General features: G+C 67.8%; 21 protein-coding genes. 10 read left to right on the forward strand and 11 right to left on the reverse strand.

Annotated features, from left to right (window positions below):
* The first annotated feature begins 36 nt into the window (after positions 1 to 36).
* The 5 genes from ABD848_RS07440 to ABD848_RS07460 all read left to right on the forward strand — a co-directional run bounded on the left by ABD848_RS07440 (position 37) and on the right by ABD848_RS07460 (position 3939).
* Positions 37 to 1398: a glutamine synthetase family protein gene (locus tag ABD848_RS07440; RefSeq protein ID WP_344968823.1), complete on the forward strand. Its 1362-nt coding sequence runs from the start codon at positions 37 to 39 to the stop codon at positions 1396 to 1398.
* A 179-nt stretch (positions 1399 to 1577) separates the two neighbouring features.
* Positions 1578 to 1901: a DMT family transporter gene (locus ABD848_RS07445; RefSeq protein WP_344968826.1), complete on the forward strand. Its 324-nt coding sequence runs from the start codon at positions 1578 to 1580 to the stop codon at positions 1899 to 1901.
* 232 nt (positions 1902 to 2133) lie between these two features.
* The gene (locus tag ABD848_RS07450; protein ID WP_344968828.1) at positions 2134 to 2730 is read left to right on the forward strand and encodes a hypothetical protein; all 597 of its coding nucleotides are present in this window, start codon (positions 2134 to 2136) and stop codon (positions 2728 to 2730) included.
* A 91-nt stretch (positions 2731 to 2821) separates the two neighbouring features.
* A complete protein-coding gene (locus ABD848_RS07455) occupies positions 2822 to 3439 on the forward strand; it encodes an SCO family protein (protein ID WP_344968830.1) in 618 nt (205 codons plus the stop codon).
* A complete protein-coding gene (locus ABD848_RS07460) occupies positions 3439 to 3939 on the forward strand; it encodes a copper chaperone PCu(A)C (protein WP_344968833.1) in 501 nt (166 codons plus the stop codon). Before ABD848_RS07455 ends, ABD848_RS07460 begins: the two co-directional genes overlap by 1 nt.
* A 182-nt stretch (positions 3940 to 4121) precedes the next feature.
* Here the strand turns inward: ABD848_RS07460 and ABD848_RS07465 are convergent, their stop codons facing one another.
* Positions 4122 to 4709: a TetR/AcrR family transcriptional regulator gene (locus ABD848_RS07465; RefSeq protein ID WP_344968835.1), complete on the reverse strand. Its 588-nt coding sequence runs from the start codon at positions 4707 to 4709 to the stop codon at positions 4122 to 4124.
* A gap of 83 nt (positions 4710 to 4792) precedes the next feature.
* Here ABD848_RS07465 and ABD848_RS07470 point away from each other — a divergent pair, with 83 nt between their 5' ends.
* Together ABD848_RS07470 and ABD848_RS07475 are read left to right on the forward strand one after the other, a co-directional pair.
* Positions 4793 to 5128: a rhodanese-like domain-containing protein gene (locus tag ABD848_RS07470; RefSeq protein WP_344968837.1), complete on the forward strand. Its 336-nt coding sequence runs from the start codon at positions 4793 to 4795 to the stop codon at positions 5126 to 5128.
* 112 nt (positions 5129 to 5240) lie between these two features.
* The gene (locus ABD848_RS07475) at positions 5241 to 5399 is read left to right on the forward strand and encodes a hypothetical protein (protein WP_344968839.1); all 159 of its coding nucleotides are present in this window, start codon (positions 5241 to 5243) and stop codon (positions 5397 to 5399) included.
* Here ABD848_RS07475 and ABD848_RS07480 read toward each other — a convergent pair.
* Complete coding sequence (locus ABD848_RS07480) at positions 5369 to 5713, reverse strand: ATP phosphoribosyltransferase regulatory subunit (protein ID WP_344968842.1); 345 nt, start codon at positions 5711 to 5713, stop codon at positions 5369 to 5371. The two genes, ABD848_RS07475 and ABD848_RS07480, sit on opposite strands and share 31 nt — an antisense overlap.
* Before the next feature lie 13 nt (positions 5714 to 5726).
* A complete protein-coding gene (locus tag ABD848_RS07485) occupies positions 5727 to 6038 on the reverse strand; it encodes a hypothetical protein (RefSeq protein ID WP_344968844.1) in 312 nt (103 codons plus the stop codon).
* On the opposite strand from ABD848_RS07485, the gene ABD848_RS07490 reads away from it, so the two are divergent.
* Positions 5996 to 6421, forward strand: coding sequence for a Scr1 family TA system antitoxin-like transcriptional regulator (locus tag ABD848_RS07490; RefSeq protein WP_344969070.1), 426 nt, complete (start codon positions 5996 to 5998; stop codon positions 6419 to 6421). The two genes, ABD848_RS07485 and ABD848_RS07490, sit on opposite strands and share 43 nt — an antisense overlap.
* Positions 6411 to 6593, forward strand: a complete 183-nt coding sequence (locus tag ABD848_RS07495) for a DUF397 domain-containing protein (protein ID WP_344969072.1) — start codon at positions 6411 to 6413, stop codon at positions 6591 to 6593. The genes ABD848_RS07490 and ABD848_RS07495 overlap by 11 nt, the downstream gene beginning before the upstream one ends.
* 429 nt (positions 6594 to 7022) lie before the next feature.
* Here the strand turns inward: ABD848_RS07495 and glnA are convergent, their stop codons facing one another.
* The gene (glnA, locus tag ABD848_RS07500; RefSeq protein WP_344968846.1) at positions 7023 to 8447 is read right to left on the reverse strand and encodes a type I glutamate--ammonia ligase; all 1425 of its coding nucleotides are present in this window, start codon (positions 8445 to 8447) and stop codon (positions 7023 to 7025) included.
* Between the two features lie 250 nt (positions 8448 to 8697).
* Between glnA and ABD848_RS07505 the strand changes: the two genes are divergently transcribed.
* Positions 8698 to 9141, forward strand: coding sequence for an RDD family protein (locus ABD848_RS07505; protein ID WP_344968848.1), 444 nt, complete (start codon positions 8698 to 8700; stop codon positions 9139 to 9141).
* A gap of 39 nt (positions 9142 to 9180) precedes the next feature.
* Here ABD848_RS07505 and ABD848_RS07510 read toward each other — a convergent pair whose 3' ends face one another.
* The 7 genes from ABD848_RS07510 to ABD848_RS07540 all read right to left on the reverse strand — a co-directional run bounded on the left by ABD848_RS07510 (position 9181) and on the right by ABD848_RS07540 (position 17545).
* Positions 9181 to 9915, reverse strand: coding sequence for a DUF4191 domain-containing protein (locus ABD848_RS07510; RefSeq protein WP_344968850.1), 735 nt, complete (start codon positions 9913 to 9915; stop codon positions 9181 to 9183).
* 113 nt (positions 9916 to 10028) lie between these two features.
* The gene (gene lipA / locus ABD848_RS07515; RefSeq protein WP_344968854.1) at positions 10029 to 10973 is read right to left on the reverse strand and encodes a lipoyl synthase; all 945 of its coding nucleotides are present in this window, start codon (positions 10971 to 10973) and stop codon (positions 10029 to 10031) included.
* A 55-nt stretch (positions 10974 to 11028) separates the two neighbouring features.
* Entirely contained in the window at positions 11029 to 11760 is a 732-nt protein-coding gene (gene lipB / locus ABD848_RS07520) for a lipoyl(octanoyl) transferase LipB (RefSeq protein ID WP_344968858.1), read from the reverse strand.
* A 22-nt stretch (positions 11761 to 11782) separates the two neighbouring features.
* On the reverse strand, positions 11783 to 12679 hold the full coding sequence (locus ABD848_RS07525; protein WP_344968862.1) for a TIGR01777 family oxidoreductase: 897 nt from the start codon (positions 12677 to 12679) through the stop codon (positions 11783 to 11785).
* A gap of 337 nt (positions 12680 to 13016) precedes the next feature.
* Positions 13017 to 14498 (reverse strand): 2-oxoglutarate dehydrogenase, E2 component, dihydrolipoamide succinyltransferase, encoded by a 1482-nt coding sequence (gene sucB, locus ABD848_RS07530; protein ID WP_425567459.1) that lies wholly within the window; start codon positions 14496 to 14498, stop codon positions 13017 to 13019.
* 70 nt (positions 14499 to 14568) lie between these two features.
* Positions 14569 to 15948, reverse strand: coding sequence for a dihydrolipoyl dehydrogenase (gene lpdA / locus ABD848_RS07535; protein WP_344968864.1), 1380 nt, complete (start codon positions 15946 to 15948; stop codon positions 14569 to 14571).
* 91 nt (positions 15949 to 16039) lie between these two features.
* The gene (locus ABD848_RS07540; protein WP_344968866.1) at positions 16040 to 17545 is read right to left on the reverse strand and encodes a leucyl aminopeptidase; all 1506 of its coding nucleotides are present in this window, start codon (positions 17543 to 17545) and stop codon (positions 16040 to 16042) included.
* Positions 17546 to 17824 lie beyond the last annotated feature (279 nt).

The raw sequence follows: 17824 nt of genomic DNA on the forward strand, positions 1-17824 counted from the left end.
TAAGACGCGGCTGGACTCCGATAAGGAAGGTGGACCGTGAACCGACAGCAGGAATTCGTGCTCCGCACGCTAGAAGAGCGCGATATCCGGTTCGTGCGTCTATGGTTCACCGACGTGCTCGGTTACCTTAAATCGGTGGCCGTCGCGCCGGCCGAACTGGAGGCGGCCTTCAGCGAAGGCATTGGATTCGACGGGTCGTCGATCGAGGGGTTCGCGCGGGTCCACGAGGCCGACATGCTGGCCCAGCCCGATCCCGCGACGTTCCAAGTGCTGCCTTGGCGTAACGAGCCACACGGCACCGCGCGCATGTACTGCGACATCCTCATGCCTGACGGCTCTCCCAGCTACGCCGACCCCAGGCACGTCCTCAAGCGACAGCTCAGCAAAGCCTCCGACCTTGGGTTCACCTTCTACACCCACCCTGAGGTGGAGTTCTACTTGCTGCGCAAGAAGCCGGAGTACGGCGAGCTGCCTGAGCCCAACGATTCCGGGGGCTATTTCGACCACACCCCCCACAACAGCGCCCACGACTTCCGGCGCAACGCGATAGTGATGCTGGAGAGCATGGGCATCTCGGTGGAGTTCAGCCACCACGAGGGCGGTCCCGGCCAGCAAGAGATCGACCTGCGCTACGCCGACGCCCTGACCACCGCCGACAACATCATGACCTTCCGACTGGTCATGAAGGAGGTGGCGATGGAGTCGGGGGTTTATGCCACCTTCATGCCCAAGCCCTTCACCGAGTACCCCGGCTCGGGCATGCACACCCACCTGTCGCTGTTCGAGGGCGACCGCAACGCCTTCTACGAGCCCGGCGAAGAGTTCCAGTTGTCCAAGATCGGCCGCGGCTTCATCGCGGGCATTTTGCGCCACGCCACCGAGATCACCGCGGTCTGCAACCAGTGGACCAACTCCTACAAGCGACTCTGGGACAACGCGGCGGCCTCAGCCGGCGCCGGTGGTGAGGCCCCGGCCTACGTCTGCTGGGGCCACAACAACCGTTCCGCGCTGGTGCGCGTTCCCATGTACAAGCCGGGCAAGAGCAACTCCAGCCGGATCGAGTTCCGCTCCCTCGACACCTCGTGCAACCCCTACCTCGCCTACGCGGTGATCCTCGCCGCCGGACTCAAGGGCATCGAAGAAGGCTACGAGTTGCCCCCCGGCGCCGAAGACGACGTGTGGGCCCTCACCGACGCCGAGCGCCGCGCCATGGGCATCTCTCCCCTCCCGCAGAGCCTGGACGAGGCCATCCGGGCCATGGAGAACAGCGAACTCGTCGCCGAGACCCTCGGCGAGCACGTCTTCGACTTCTTCCTGCGTAACAAGAAGGCGGAGTGGGAAGAGTACCGCCGCCAGGTCACGCCCTACGAGCTCCAGCGCTACCTGCCCAATCTATAGCGCTCCCGCCACCGCACCGTTGGCCCCCGCCGCACCCCCGCGGCCGGGGGCCAACGGCGTTCGGATAGCCTTCCCGCGTTGTCAAGGCCCGCGCCGCCCCTACGAACCGGCGCCGGGGCCTCGTGCGCCCGTATCCATCTGCCACCGGCGAGCCGCGACTCGCCGAAGAAGGGGGCTCGATGCCGTGGCTGCTGCTCGTCGGCGCCATCGTCTGTGAGGTCACCGGGACGATCGCGCTGCGCTTCTCCGAGGGCTTCACCCGCCTTGGCCCCTCGCTGGTGACCCTGGTGGGCTACGTCGCCGCCTTCGTCCTGCTGGCCCACGTGCTCAAGCAGGGCATGAACATCGGCGTGGCCTACGGCGTGTGGGCCGCCGTCGGCGTCGCCCTGGTCGCCCTCATCGGAGCCCTGTTCCTCGGCGACAGCCTCACCTGGATTCAGGTGGGCGGCGTCGTCTTGGTCATCCTCGGCGTCATGGCACTAGAGATGGGCGCCGCCCACTGAGCCCTCGTTGTGTTTTGCGGACGGCTGGAGTGTGGGGGTGTCTGCGTTCGCGTGTGCCTCGATCGCTGCGCGACCTCGGCAGCCTGCGAGGCACGCTCGCCCGCTTGCGCCCACCTCTCGCTCTCGCCGCCCGTTCAAAAAACAGAACCTAAGACAGCGCCCCACCTGACAGCCACGCCCGAGACCACCCCGAACCCACCCCCGCCCCGACCAATGCCATGATGGCACCGTTATGTCCGCAGACCAGTTCACCTTCCGCCTGCTGCGCGCGAGTCTCTTCGCGGTCGTGTGCGTCGGGCTCGGACTGGCCGGACACGTCTTCGCCGGCGGCGGCGCGCCCCCGGCGATCGCGCTGCTCGGCAGCGGGGGCGCACTCGCCCTGCTCACTGTCCCCTTCGCCGGGCGCCAGCAGAACTGGACGACCCTGACGGTCGGGCTTCTGACGGCGCAGGCGATCCTGCATCTGGTGTTCGCCACGGCCCACGCCGCCCCGCCCGCCGGGGCCGCCGACCCCGGCCCCCTGTGCGGCGCGGGCGCCAGCGAGGGCGTCTCGCTCACTATGGCGCTGGCCCACGTGTGGGCCGCGATGGTCACCGGCTGGTGGCTGGCCGCCGGAGAAAAGGCGCTGTGGGCGGTGCTGCGCTGGCTGCACGCCGTCCTGCTGGCCCTCCCGCCGGTCACCGCCGGCCCGCTGCCCGCGCCGGCGCCCCGGCGCCGCGCTGTGGCGCCCGCGCTGGCACTGCGGCTGCTGGTGCTGCGCTACACCGTCTGTGAACGTGCCCCGCCACGGTCGGCGCCGCGCGCGCCGCTGCCGGCCGTGGCGGCCTGAAGCCGCCGTCGGCGCGGCCCGCGCCCCGCTGTCCTAGCCGCACTACCCGCGCCGCGGGTGTGACCACGCACGTTCCTTGGAAAAGAGCGCCATGCGCACGATCACCACTGTCATCGCCGGCGGTCTCGCTCTGCTGGCGATGCTCACCGGCTGCGCGCAACAGCAGCCCAGCCCGGGTGACGAGTCGCCCTACAACGGCACCGAGATCACCGGCGCCTTCACCCTGCCCGACGCCACCTTCACCACCACCGAGGGCGAGGACTACAACCTCAAACAGGACTCCGCCGGCACGCTCACCGCCGTGTTCTTCGGCTTCACCAACTGTCCCGACATCTGTCCCACGACGATGGCCGACATCTCCCAGGCCGTCGAAAAGCTCAGCGCCGAGCAACGCGAGCACTTCCAAGTGATCTTCGTCACCGCCGACCCGCAGCGCGACGACACCGAGGTCATGCGGATGTGGCTCGACAGCTTCGACTCGTCCTTCATCGGCCTCACCGGCGAGCTCGCCACCATCGACGCCGCCGCTGCCGACCTTGGGGTCTCCATCGAGCGGTCCGAGGACCGCAGCGGCGACTACCAGGTCGGCCACGGCAGCCAAGTCCTGCTGTTCTCCCCCGAGGGGCGCTCGCAACTGATGTGGCGCTACGGCACCGAGCCGGCGGCGATGACCGAAGATCTGCGGATGCTGCTGGAGCAGGAGGCGTGATGAGGAACACGACGACCTCCACTGCCGGTGTGCGTGGCGGGGCCGCCCTGCTGGCGTTGGCCCTGCTGACCGCCTGCCAGAGCACGAGCGAGATCTCGGTGAGCGAGGCGGTCGTGCGCCTGCCCGCCAACCCCGATGTCGCCGCGGGCTACCTCACCATCGACAACTCCGGCGGCGCCGGCGACACGCTCACCGGCGTGACCAGCGAGGCGGCGCGGGAGGTGCAGATGCACGATACCGTCCACGACGACGACATGGCCCAGATGCAGCGCCAGGACGAGATCGCCGTCGGCGGCGGCGAAACGGTGCGTTTCGAGAGCGGTGGTCTGCACCTGATGCTGCTGGAGCCCGACGAGTTGCAGGTCGGCGACACCGTGCCCCTGCGGTTGCGGTTCCGGGAGGCCGGAGAGGTCACCGTCGAGGCCACGGTCCAGGAACAGGTGCCAGGGATGGACGGTGCGCAGAACATGGACCACATGGGAGAGATGGGCGGCATGTAGGAACATGACCGGCACCGGCGGCCACGGGCACTCGCTCGGCCGCCGGTCCTGCCCCTCGCCGGTGGGGGAGGGGAGTCGTCCACGCGACGGGGGCGGGGTAGACACCCCGGCCCTGTCTTAGCGCGCTCTGCCCGAACCGGCAGCGCTCCACCGCCGCGGCTTTGACCACGAATGGCCGTGCCTTACCCCAGAACCCGCTCGGCCAGGTCGCGGACTCCCCGCCGGATGCGTTCCCAGGTGTAGCCCTCCTCGCGCAGCACCGTAGCGAGGTCGGCGTCGACCGTGCCCAGCAGCGCGTGGGCCAGGTAGTCGGGGTCGCCGGTGCCGGCGCACAGGATCGCCAGGTGGCGGTGCCAGAAGCGGTAAGCGCCGATGCGGTAGCGGGCTCCCGGCGTGGCGGTCTCGGAGAGCCGGATCAGCTCCAGGTGGTCGGCCAGATAGGAGACGTAGGCGTCCAGGAACGCCAGGGCGCGCTCCTTGGCGGGCGCTCCCGGGCCCAAGGGTGGCTCACCGGAGAGGACCGCCTGCTGGAGTTCACGTTCGCGCTCGTCAAGTAGGGCCAGGGCCAGCCCCGACTTGTCGCCGAAGCGGCGAAACACCGTCCCCTTGCCCACGCCCGCGGCCTGGGCCACCGCGTCCATCGTCACCCTCTCGACGCCGTGCTCGGCGAACAGGCGGGCCGCGGCCTCCAGGACACGCAGCCGGTTGCGGGCGGCGTCAGCGCGCTCCCGCGGCGGCTGGCTCGCGATCTGTTGCAGCTCGTCGGTCACGTCCCCAAGCGTACTAGACAACCGGACCATGGTCCGCTACTGTTACAGCAGTAAGCGGACCACAGTCCGGATAGGGGAGTTTTATGACTGCACTGATCACCCGCGACGAGCTCAAGACCCGGATCGACGCCGGCACCGTGACTGTCGTCGACACCCTCGGCGGCTCCCACTACGAGCAGCAGCACCTGCCGGGAGCCGTAGAGCTGACCGAGAACCAGGTGGCCGACCGGGCCGGCACGCTGCTGCCCGACAAGCACGCCGACATCGTCGTGTACTGCTCCAACCCCGCCTGCGGCAACAGCCAAGCGGTGGCCACCAAACTGGAGCACCTCGGCTACACCGGCGTGCGCAAGTACCGCGAGGGCATCCAAGACTGGGTCGAGGCCGGCCTGCCCGTGGAGACCGGCGTGCGCGCCTAGCGTCAGCGACGGTCCCTCATAACGCGACGCTCCCGCCGTAGCCCGGCTCTATGGCGGGAGCGTCGCTGGCTCGTAGATCAGCAGAGCTAGGCGGAGTCGACGGCCCTCAGCGGTGGCCGCCCGATGGAGCTGGTGGCTCAAGGACGACGCCCTCGTCGCCGATCTTGTCGAGTTTGTCGAGGGTGGCCAAGACCCCGTCGCCGTGCTCGACGGCGATGCCGTAGACCTCAAGCAGCCCGTTCAGGGCTTCGCGGCTGTTGACGAGTTATAGGGCGAGGGCAGCTTCGCCCCATGGGTGCTGATGACGCGCGCCAGCGGCACCGTGTGGTCGTAGCGCAGGGCCAGGTCGGCCTGCCCGCTGGCTTCGTGGGCGCCGCGCCGCAGGATTTTGAACAGTAGCTGGCTGGCTTCTTCCCCGTACTTGCCGGTGACGACTTCCAGCCGCTCGAAGGCGGGGGGCTCCAACGGGTCGAACCCGTAGCGCTCGAACACCTCGGAGACGACGGCGAAGGCCGCCTTGCGGCGACGCAGCTCATCAGCGAGGAAGTCGTGGGTTCCCGACGGTGCCTGGGCGGCCTGACCCATGGATACGGCCTTTCTAGGTAACTGCGCTGTGTGATCGGCGACGATCCGACTGCGGCTGTCCCGTGTCCGGTTGCCACCGCGGGCAGTACTGCGTCAGCAACGCGACCATGTCGCCTTGCTCGCGCACGTCGCCGTGCCCGGTGTGCAGCAGCGGCGTTCCATTGATCGGGCTCAGCTCCTGCCACCCACCGATCTCATCCATGAGCGTTCCGATGCCGTTCATCAGCGATAGCGACATCTGCGGAACGAGCGCGTCCAGACAGTGGGCCAGGTCATAGACCTCTGACGGGGGCGACGAGACGTGGGTCCGAATGTAGCGCCGCATCACAGTGGCCTGCTCCGAAGCTCTCAGTGGTTGTGGAGGCCACGGTCATCGAGCGACCGGTTGGCGGAGTCGAAGCCTTCAAACAACAGTTGGACCGCTTGCTGCACCTGGTGGAGCGAAGCGTCCTACGTCTTCAGGTAGTACCGCCGTGTCCCCCGTTCCATCATGGAGGTTCGGGACCGTTCCGGATCTATACGTTCCCGGACAAGCCTGTGGTCGCCTCAGCGGAGCACATGGGAGGGGAGCAACTGATGGATGAGATGATGCGAATACAGCACTGCACTGCCGTCTTCGGGCTCCTCCAGGCTGAAGCTCTCTCAACTCGCGCGAGCCGGGATCTGATCAGGAAGGTGAAGGAAGAACTCGATAACTATCAAGAGTGACCCGCAGTGGCACAAGAGCACTTACAGTGCCTCGCAGGGGAGCTGTGTCGAGGTGGCTGAGGGGGAAACGATCCTGGTCAGGGATACTCAGAATCGACAACAGGGCCACATCGAGTATTCGTCCGACGCCTGGACCTCGTTCCTGCGCGACGTGAAGAGCGGCCTCCTGTAGAGTTTCCCACCTTCGACGCGCCCTCGGGCCTTACCTGCGCCCGAGGGTTTCGTCATGCCGGATGAGTGGCGTTAGGGACCGCATGCGTCACACGGTGGCTCATGGGCTTCGCTGTGCCCCCTGAGGCCCCGAACCTGATCCCGGTTTCCTTTTCCCAACAGCGGCATAGCGTCTGGGGCGCATTCAGCCGGCTTGGTGCCCCGAGAGTCGGCGCCGCACGTGCTCGGCGCTGTCGCCTCTCGTGCAGCCGTGGTCTCCGCACGACAAAGCCCCCGCCGTAGTTGCCCTACAGCGGGGACTTGGCACTCTCACACGGTGCCTGCCGTGCGCGTGTGAGAGCAGAAGACGACTGGCAAGGGCCGGCGCGGGGAGCTGTCCCCGACCCCATAGGGATGCGGGACAACGTCCCAGGCCGGCGGGGCCACTGTCTTAGATGTCGTAGTAGAGCTCGAACTCACGCGGGTGCGGGCGCAGCCGCAGCGAGTCGATCTCCTCGGTGCGCTTGTAGTCGAGGTAGGTCTCGATGAGGTCCTCGGTGAACACGCCGCCTTCGAGCAGGTACTCGTGGTCGTTCTCCAGGTTGTCCAGCGCCTCTTCCAGCGAGGCGGGAACCTTGGCGATGTCGTTGGCCTCCTCCGGGGGAAGCTCGTAGAGGTCCTTGTCGACCGGCTCCGGCGGCTCGACCTTGTTCTTGATGCCGTCGATGCCGGCCATCAGCATCGCGGAGAAGGCCAGGTACGGGTTGGCCGAAGGGTCGGGAACCCGGAACTCCAGGCGCTTGGCCTTGGGGCTGGTGCCGGTGAGCGGGATGCGGATGCACGCCGAGCGGTTGCGCTGCGAGTACACCAGGTTGATCGGCGCCTCGTAGCCCGGAACCAGGCGGTGGTAGGAGTTCACCGTGGGGTTGGTGAACGACAGCAGCGAGGGGGCGTGCTTGAGCAGACCACCGATGTAGTGGCGCGCCACGTCGGAGAGTTGAGCATAGCCCGACTCGTCGAAGAACAGCGGCTCGCCGTCCTTCCAGAGGCTCTGGTGGCAGTGCATCCCCGAGCCGTTGTCGCCGAAGAGCGGCTTGGGCATGAACGTGGCCGTCTTGCCGGCCGCGTTGGCCACGTTCTTGACCATGTACTTGTAGAGCTGGACCCGGTCGGCCTCCTGGAGCAGCGTGCCCAGTTCGATGCCGATCTCGGCCTGGCCGGCGGTGCCGACCTCGTGGTGCTGCAATTCGACGTTCAAGCCGGCTTCGATCATGGTGCGGACCATGCGCGAACGCAGGTCGCTGTAGTGGTCAACCGGCTCGACCGGGAAGTAGCCGCCCTTGTAGCGGGGCCGGTAGCCGAGGTTGCCCCCCTCACGCGCCGAGCCCGTGTTCCAGGCACCCTCGATCGAGTCGATCGCGTAGTAGCCGGTGTTGGGCTTGGTGTCGAAGCGCACGTCGTCGAAAATGTAGAACTCGGCCTCCGGGCCGAAGAATGCGGTGTCAGCGATCCCGCTGCTCTTCAGGTAAGCCTCAGCCTTCCGAGCGACGTTACGCGGGTCCCGACTGTAGGACTCCAGCGTGAACGGGTCATGGACGAAGAACGTCATGTTCAGCGTCTTGTGCTCGCGGAAGGGGTCCAGAACCCCCGTGCTGAGGTCAGGCAGCAGGAGCATGTCTGACTCATGGATCGCCTGGAATCCGCGGATGGAGGAGCCATCGAACATCCGACCCTCAGTGAACGTCTTCTCGCTGACGCTCTCGGTCGGGATCGACACGTGGTTAACCCCACCGAACAGGTCAGTGAAGCGAACGTCGAGGAACTTGACGTCCTCGTTGCGGATAAAAGCGAGGGCCTCTTCGGCGCTGCTGAACAAAACGTACCTCCGTGCGGCTGTAAGAAGTCCTCTGGGGCGTGGCCCTCGGTTACCTCTTGACGTGCGATCTCGAAGCTAGGACGGGTCGGTTTCCCAATCATGTCTCCGATGTTTCGCCCATGTTACGGAAGCGGTTGGAGTCCGCATAACAGCCGTTCCGACCACACTTGTAACCGATATCACGGCATTCCGGACCGCCGGGTGCGAGGCTTGGCCCGGAGGGCGCGTGGCTCCCAGTACCGTGTGAGCTATGGGCGACAGAGACGATCAGGCCGGTCGCGGCGGGGGCACTGAGCCGCCGTTTTACTACCGCGGCAACCGGTTGGGCATGCCCAGGACAGGGCCTGGCTCCATCCCCGGATTTGGGCGCCGTTTCGTCGGCGTGCTCATCGACTGGCTGCTCTCGCTGGCGTTGGCCCGCCTGTTCGTCGACGACCTCACCGCCGTGGCCAACGCCGCGCTCGTCATCTTCGCGCTGGAAAACGTCGTGCTGCTGACCCTCATCGGCACGACTGTGGGTAAGCGCCTGGTCGGTATCCGGGTAGCCGCCACCGGAGAGCGGCAGCTCTTCTATCCCCTCGCCGTGCTCGTGCGCACCATCCTGCTGTGCCTGGTGATCCCCGCTGTCATCTACGACCGCGACGAACGGGGGTTGCACGATCGCGCCGCAGGAACCGTCACCCAGCGGATCTGACCGCCCGGCCGGAAGACGCCCCCGGCCGCGGCGGGCACGTCACTGATTCTGTGACTTGGGCATCTTGGGCATCTTCGCGCCGCGCGGCATCGGCCCCTTGGGCATTTGCATCGCCGGCGGCAGCGCCTTGAGGCGGTAGCGGAGCTCGGCCACCTCGGCCTTGCCGAGATTACGCGGCAGTTTCACCATGCTGCGTTGCAACTTCGCGATGTGGACCTGCCCCTCGGCGTTGCCGACCTGCACGTCGTAGATCGGGGTGTTGTAGGCCACCCGGGACAGCCGCTTCTTCTCGGCCGCGATCAGCGGCTTGAGCCGCTGTGGGTCTCCTTCGCCCACCAAGACGATACCGGGGCGCCCCACGGCGCGGTGGACGATGTCCATACTGCGGTTGCCGTTAACGCCCGGCTCGACCGACCAGTCCCCGCGCATGTTCTCCAGCACTGCCATGCCCGCGCCCAGTTGACCTTCGAGCATCTGGTACTGGAGGCGCTGTGCGCTGCGAGAGAAGAACAGGAACCCGCTCAGGAACGCGACCAGCACGCCGAAAGGCAGCCAATACATCCAGTAGCCGAAGATGAGCCCGCCCACGATGGCCACCGCCAGCACCCCCAGCGCGATCCCGACGGCGATGGGGATCGTGCGGGGGCTTTGCTGGTGGACCACCTTGGCCACCATGCCGATCTGCTTAAGACGGCCGGGCTGTTTCTCGCCGCCGCCCTTGCCCTGCTGTGTGGTCGCCGGGCTGGTACTGGAGTCCTTGGGCTGCTTCGCCATGCCTCAAGGATAGGGCGAACAGGACGGCGAGGGGGAAACGTGGCCCCGCGACAGCCGTTTCAGCTTGGTCACGACCTCGCGGGGCCGTCGCCGTTGGCGAGACGGGGCAGGGGTCAGCTTCTCGCGGCCGCGGGGGCTTCGCGCCGCTCCACGGCCTGCTGGTACAGCCGGCCAGCGCGGTAAGACGAGCGCACCAGCGGCCCCGACATCACGCCGAGGAAGCCGATCTCTTCGGCCTCGGTGTTCAGCTCGACGAACTCCTCGGGCTTGACCCACCGGTCGATGGGGTGGTGCAGCTTCGAGGGGCGCAGATACTGGGTGATCGTCAGCAGATCGCAGCCCGCGTCGTGCAGATCACGCATTGCCTGGCTGACCTCATGACGCTCCTCGCCCATCCCCAGGATGAGGTTGGACTTGGTCACCAGTCCCTCGTCGCGCGCCCGCCTGATGACCTCCAGCGAGCGTTCGTAACGGAAACCGGGACGGATGCGCTTGAAGATCCGCGGCACCGTCTCGATGTTGTGGGCCAGCACCTCCGGGCGCGAACCGAAGACCTCGGCCAACTGCTCGGGGTTGGCGTCGAAGTCGGGGATGAGCACCTCGACGCCGGTACCGGGGTTGAGCTCGTGAATCTTGCGCACCGTCTCGGCGTAGAGCCACGCCCCGCCGTCGTCGAGATCGTCTCGGGCCACACCGGTGACGGTGGCGTAGCGCAGCTCCATGGTGCGCACCGACTCGGCGACCTTCAGCGGCTCCATCCGGTCCAGTGGGCTGGGCTTGCCCGTAGCGATCTGGCAGAAGTCACAGCGCCGCGTGCACTGGTCGCCGCCGATGAGGAAGGTGGCTTCACGGTCTTCCCAGCATTCGTAGATGTTGGGGCAGCCCGCCTCTTGGCACACCGTGTGCAGCCCCTCGCGGCGCACCAACGAATGGAGCTGGGTGTACTCCGGACCCATCTTCGCCTTGGTCTTGATCCACGGCGGCTTCTTCTCGATGGGTGTCTCGCTGTTGCGTGCCTCGATCCGCAGTAGCCTGCGGCCCTCGGGAGCGACGGTCAACGCCTGCCCCTTCCTCTTCGCTCGTCCATGGTCCCTCGTGGGGAAGTTCGTCGTCTCAAGCGCTGCCCGTTCCCCCGCGCGCACCGGCCAACTCGGTCGCCTCCTGCGGTTCGGGGATCTCCTCGCCACGGCGGTAGCCGCTCGCGCCCAGCACCTCGGCCAGGTGCCGCTCGGTTCCGGGCAGGATGTCGTGCACCCCGATCTCGCGCCCCAACTCCTGTGACAGCGACGTCACTCCGGCGTCGGAGATGCCACACGGCACGATCCGGTCAAACCAGGAAAGATCATTGTCGCAATTGACCGCGAAGCCGTGCATTCCGACCCCGCGTGAGACGCGGCAGCCGATCGCGGCCACCTTGCGCTCAAGCAGCCCTCGCGCGGGGTCGGCTTCGAGCCACACCCCGCTGCGCCCCTCAACCCGCTTACCCACCAGCCCGAACTCGGCGATGGTGCGGATGATCGCCTCCTCCAGCAGGCGGACGTAGGCGACGACGTCGATGGGATCGGCCAGACCGACGATGGGGTACACCGTGAGCTGACCGGGCCCGTGCCAGGTGATCTTGCCGCCCCGGTCGATGTCGTAGATGGGGGCGCCGGGATCGGCGAGCGGGCGATCCCATTTCCCGGTGCGCTTACCAGCCGTGTACACCGGCTCGTGCTCCAGCAGCAGAACCGTGTCGGGGATCAGGCCGGCGACACGGCGCTGGTGCAGCAGCCGTTGCAACTCCCATGCCTCCTTGTAGGGGACGGGAGTCTCGCCCAGCCAGGTATAGACGAGTTCACTCACGCCCCCAGCTTACGCCCGAGGCTCATCGGCCCATGATGTCGGATAGCGCACTGTCGATATCGGGGTGGCGGAAGGAATAACCGGCCGCCAATAGACGTTCAGGTACCACTCGCTGACTGACCAACACGCATTCGTCGGCGAATTCCCCCACGGCCAGCCGCAGTGCCGGTGCCGGCGCCACCGTCACGGTAGGCCGGTGCAGCACCCGCCCCAGCGCCTTGGTGTAGGCGGCGTTGGTGGTCGGTTCCGGTGCGGTCACGTTGACCGGCCCTGTGATGTCGGGGTGGTCCAGCAGGAAGCGCAACGCGCCCACTGCGTCGTCCAGCGATACCCAGCTCATGTACTGCCGGCCGCTGCCGACCCGCCCGCCCAAGCCGGCCTTGAACAGCGGCAGCAAGAACCCCAGCAGCCCGCCTGAGCGCGCCACCACCACACCGGTGCGCGAGTGGGCCACCGACACCCCGGCGGCGCGGGCCGGTTCCGTGGCCTCTTCCCACTCGTTCACCAGGTTGGCCAGGAATCCCTCCCCTTGGGAGGCGGCCTCCGTCGTGGCCGTGGTGCCGGTATCGCCGTAGAAGCCCACCGCCGACGCTGAGATCAACCGCTTCGGCGGGTGGTCCATGCCGGCCACCGCCGTCGCTAGAGTGCGGGTGCCCTTGATTCGGCTGTCCCTGAGGAGGCGCTTGCGCCGCGCGGTCCAGCGGGTCGGCCCGATGGGGGCCGCCGCGAGGTGGACCACGGCGTCGGAGCCGGCTAGGCGCGCTTCGTCGACGTAGCCACGCTCGGGGTCCCACTCGGCTTCGCCACCGCCATGGGCCTCGTGGCGGACGAGCCGGATGATCTCGTGGCCGTCCTGGGCCAGCGAGCTGCGCAAGGCGCTGCCGATGAGTCCTGATGCTCCACTGATAGCGATTCTCACGCTGAGGCGCCTACCCACATCCGCTGCTGCGATTCCTGCCGGTGCCGCCACATCGGTAGCAGTGCCCTTACAGATTCGGGAGAAAAATTTGGCTCAGTAGGTGCGCGGAACGTTGTTCATGCATTACGCTGAGTATCGTAAGCCTCATCCGAGGGAAACCAACGGACGAGGCTGGCTGCACGGCCCCCGGGCCGTCGGCACACAGACCTTGGTGATGGGGATCATCAGGGGATGGTGATTGGTGGGGTGAAAAGGTGGGGTGGTACCCGAACCGGGTACCACCCCACTGCCGTTTTACCGACCCGTGGCAGGTGCGGGCCGCCCGTCGTGGCCCGGCTCAGCCCAGTTCCGCCTCGAAGGCGCCCTCCTCCAGGCGCTCCTTGACGCTGTTCATGAACCGCGCCGCGTCGGCACCGTCGATCAGCCGGTGATCGTAGCTCAGCGCCAGGTAGGCCACCGAGCGCACCGCGATGACCTCGCCCAACTGCGGATCGTCGACCACCACGGGCCGCTTGACCACGGCGCCGGTGGCAAGGATGCCCACCTGGGGCTGATTGATGATCGGCGTCTGGAACAAGGCCCCGTCAGCGCCGGCATCGACCAGGGTGAACGTGCCGCCGCTGAGTTCGTCGGGGCTGAGCCCGCCGTTGTGGGCACGGTCGGTCAGGTCGACGATCTTGCGGGCCAGCCCGCCCAGGTTGAGATCGCCGGCGTCCTTGATCACGGGGGCGAGCATCCCGCGTTCGGTGTCGATCGAAATACCGAGGTTTTCGACGCTGTGGTAGGTGACCTCCTTCTTGGCGCTGTCGATCACCGCGTTGAGTTTGGGGTGGGTCTTGAGCGCCTCGATCGTAGCCAGCGCGAAGAATGGCAGGAACGTCAGCTCCACGCCCTCACGGGCCCGGAACTGCTCGGCGGCCTGTTCCCGCAGCCGCGCCACTCGGGTGATGTCCACCTCGATCACCTGGGTGAGCTGAGCGGAGATCTGCTGCGACTCCACCATCTGCTCGGCGATGGTTTGGCGTAGCCGCGTCATCTGCTCGGTGCGACCGCGCAGCGTGGTGTCGGGGACCACGGGCCGCGGCTGGGGCGCTGCGGTGGGCGGAGCCGGTTGCGCGGCGGTTGCGGCGCGCTGCTCCTGCTGCTGGCGGGCGGCCTCCTGGACGTCCTGCTTACGAATTCGGCCGCCCACGCCGCTGCCCTTGACCGTGCTCAGGTCCACGCCCTGCTCGGCGGCGAGCTTGCGCACCAGGGGGGTCACGTAAGCTTCGCCGCCACCGCCGGCCTCGGTCTCGGCTTCGGTCTCGGCCTTGGCGGCGCCGGTGCCCGTTGCGGCCCCGGTAGCGCTCACCGTTTCCACGTCAACCGGGGGAGTGATGTCCTCACGGCTGCGGCGCGTCTCGGCGGGGGCAGCCGCAGCGGGAGCGGGTTGTGGCTGTGGCTCGGGTTCGGCCCGCGGCGCCGGCTGTGGCGCGGGCGCGGGCTCAGGTGCGGGTGCAGGCGCGGGGGCGGGCGCCTCCTGCGCCGGGGGCTCCTCGACCGTCTCGACCGCGGGGGCACCGCCCTCGGTGGGCGCCTCCCCGGCCTCGCCGATCACCGCGATCTGGGCACCGACCTCGACCGTCTCGTCCTCTGCTACCAGGATCTGGCTCAACACCCCGGCGACTGGTGACGGGATCTCAGTGTCGACTTTGTCGGTGGAGACCTCTAGCAGCGGCTCGTCGACCTCGACGGACTCGCCTTCTTTCTTCAGCCACTGGGTGACAGTGCCCTCAGAGACGCTCTCACCCAACGCGGGCATATTAACGGGAGTCGGCATGAGTTCCTCTTAGCTGAGCTTTCGGAACACGACGCGGAGAGGGCACCCCTCGTGCCCGCTCCACAACGTGTCAGTCGTGGACGTGCAACGGCTTGCCGGCGAGCGCGAGGTGAGCCTCGCCCAGCGCCTCGGATTGGGTGGGGTGGGGATGGATGAGCTGGGCGACCTCTGCGGGCAGCGCCTCCCAGTTGTAGATCAGTTGGCTCTCGGCGACGAGTTCGCCCACTCGACTGCCCACCATGTGCACGCCCAGTACCGGCCCGTCCTTCTCTGCGACGACCTTCACCGCGCCCTGGGTTTGCAGGATCTGGCTCTTGCCGTTGCCGGCCAGGTTGTAGCTCGTCTCGGTGATCTCATAGCCGCGTTCGCGTGCGGTCTGGGACGTGATGCCCACGGAGGCCACCTCTGGCTCGCAGTACGTCACGCGCGGGACCCCGTCGTAGTCGATGGCCGGCGGGTTCAGACCGGCAATGTGCTCGGCGACGAAGATTCCCTCGGCGAAACCGACGTGGGCCAGTTGCAAGGTGGGGATGAGGTCGCCCACCGCGTAGATGTTGCCGACCCCCGTGTGCAGGTTCTCGTCGACCTGCACGAAGCCGCGCTCCATCCGGATGCCGGCCTCGGCGTAGCCCAACCCCTCGGAGACAGGGCCGCGCCCCACCGCCACCAGCAGCATCTCGGCGTCGTGAGAGGTGCCGTTGCTCAGCGTGACACGCACCCCGTCGCCGGTGGTCTTGACCGACTCGAACGGCGTGCCCAGTTCGGACTTGATCCCGCGCTTGCGGAACGCCCGCTCCAGCAGCTTGGAGCTGGCCTCGTCCTCAGCGGGGACGAGGTGGGGCAGCGCCTCCACGATAGTGACCTCGGCGCCGTAGGAGCGCCACACGCTGGCGAACTCCACTCCGATGACGCCGCCGCCGAGCACGACCACCGACTCGGGGACGCGGTCGAGCTTGAGGGCGTCGTCACTGGAGATGATCCGCTCGCCGTCGAGTTCCAGCCCCGGCAGTGTCTTGGGCACCGAGCCAGTGGCCAGCAGGATGGTGCGCCCCTGGTAGACCGTGCCGTCAACGGTGACCTGGTCGGTGCCGGTGAGCTTGCCCTCGCCCTGGACCACCGTGATCTGACGTGCCTTGAGCAGCCCGCTGAGCCCCTTGTAGAGGCCACTGACCACCTTGTCCTTGTACTTGTTGACGGCATCCATGTCGATACCCTCGAACGTGGCCCGCACGCCGAAGGTTTCGCTCTCGCGGGCGTTTTCTGCGACCTCAGCCGAGTGCAGTAGCGCCTTGGTGGGGATACAGCCCCGATGCAGGCAGGTGCCGCCGACCTTGTCTTTTTCAATCAGGGCGACGCTCATGCCCAACTCGGAGGCGCGCAACGCGGCTGCATAGCCGCCGCTGCCGCCGCCCAGGACGACGAGGTCGAAGGTACCGCCGCTTTCACTCACGGGAAGGACACTCCTTGTTCGCGGTTTTCGGTTGCGTCTGGCTCAGACGGTGGTGCGGCCGGGTGCGGTAGGGGCGTACCCGACAGCGTGGTCAATGTTCGGCCGCGGTGGCCTCGCCGTAGCTCTCAACGATGCGCACCAGGGTGCGGGCCGCCGCACCGGTCCCGCCTTTGGGGGTGTGGCCATAGGGCTGGCCCTGGTTGAACGCCGGGCCTGCGATGTCGAGGTGGGCCCAATGGACGCCCTCGGCGATGAACTCCTTGAGGAAGACTCCCGCGCTGAGCATCCCGCCCCACCGGTCGTTGGCGACGTTGGCGATGTCGGCCACGGGGGAGTCGAGCCCCTTGCGCAACTCCTCGGGCAGCGGCATCGGCCAGGCAGCCTCGTCGGCCTCCTCGGCGGCGGTGACCACGCGCGCACGGACATCGTCGTCGTTGGCCATCACGCCGAACACTCGAGAGCCCAGCGCCACCAGTTGGGCGCCGGTCAGTGTGGCGACGTCGACGATGAGGTCCGGCTGGTCCTCATGGGCGCGGACGAGGGCGTCGGCCATGACCAGCCGCCCCTCGGCGTCGGTGTTGCGCACCTCGACGGTCGTGCCTCCGTAGATGGTGAGCACGTCGGAGGGGCGCTGGGCGGTGCCGCTGGGCATGTTCTCGGCGGTAGCCAGGTAGGCGACCACGTTGACCTTGGGTGCCAGTTCGGCGATGGCGCGCATCGCGGCCAGGACCGCCGCCGCGCCGCCCATGTCGGACTTCATCCACTCCATCGACGCCGCGGGCTTCAGCGACAGGCCGCCGCTGTCGAAGGTGATGCCCTTGCCGACAAAGGCGACGGTGTGCTCGGCGCCGGGGTGGGAGTAGGCCAGCCGCACCAGCCGCGGCGGCTGCGCCGAGCCTTGCCCCACGCCGGTGAGCCCGCCATAGCCCCCTTCGGCCAGGGCTCGCTCGTCGAGCGTCTCCACCTCCAGGCCGTGGGTGGCGGCGACCTCTTCGGCGGTGGCGGCTAGGTCCTGAGGGCTGAGGTCGGCGGGGGCGGTGTTGACCAGATCGCGGGCAAGCCCCACCGAGGCTGCCAGCACCGTGGCGCGCTCGGCCGCGGCAGCGGCCCCGGAGGCGGAGCTGACCAGCAGCAGGGTCCCGGTGCGCCGCGCCGTCTTGTCGTCCTTGCGGTAACGGTCGAACGAGTAGTTGCCCAGGAGCGCGCCCAACCCGACGGCGCCGGCCTGTTCGGCGGTTTCGGCCGGCAGCGCCAGCGCGACCCGCGACTTGCCCTCCAGCGACCGGAGCGCAGCACCGGCGGCACGCGCCAGGGTGTCCGTGGTCGCGCCGCCGTCTTCGGCCGCGCCCAGACCCACGGCGACCACAATGGGCGCCTGTATCGCCCCCATACCCGGGACGGTGTGTACCTCCTCAAGCGCGCCACTGGCCCCCAACAGGGACAAAGCGGCGGCGAGCCCACCGGTGAAGGCGGAGTCAACAGCATGAGCGCCGGATGCGGGGCGGGGCCCATCGGCCCCGTTGTGGTAACCGACGATCACCGCGTCGACGTCCAGTGAAGTGGGGGAATCCGTAATGACTGACAGCGACGTGCTCACGCACTCGATGCTAATCCTTTTGACGTGCGGCCGGATACGCCGCTCCCGGCGTGGCAGCGCTGCGCGCCGATTCGGCAGCGTAGCTGGCCACGCCGTCACTGGCCGGGCCGGTACAGGTCACCCCGATCGGTGCCTGCGCCCACCCCACCACCGGCGGGGTGTGAAAAAATGTGACGATCCTGACAGCGGATTCAGAGTCATTCGGCCAGCGCACAGCGTTGGTCGAGGGAGTGTGAGGTGTCGCAGCGCATCCGAGTGAGCTCCCACGGTCGTCTCCGG

The organism is Salinactinospora qingdaonensis (assembly GCF_039539445.1).
GTDB classification, from domain to species: domain Bacteria; phylum Actinomycetota; class Actinomycetes; order Streptosporangiales; family Streptosporangiaceae; genus Salinactinospora; species Salinactinospora qingdaonensis.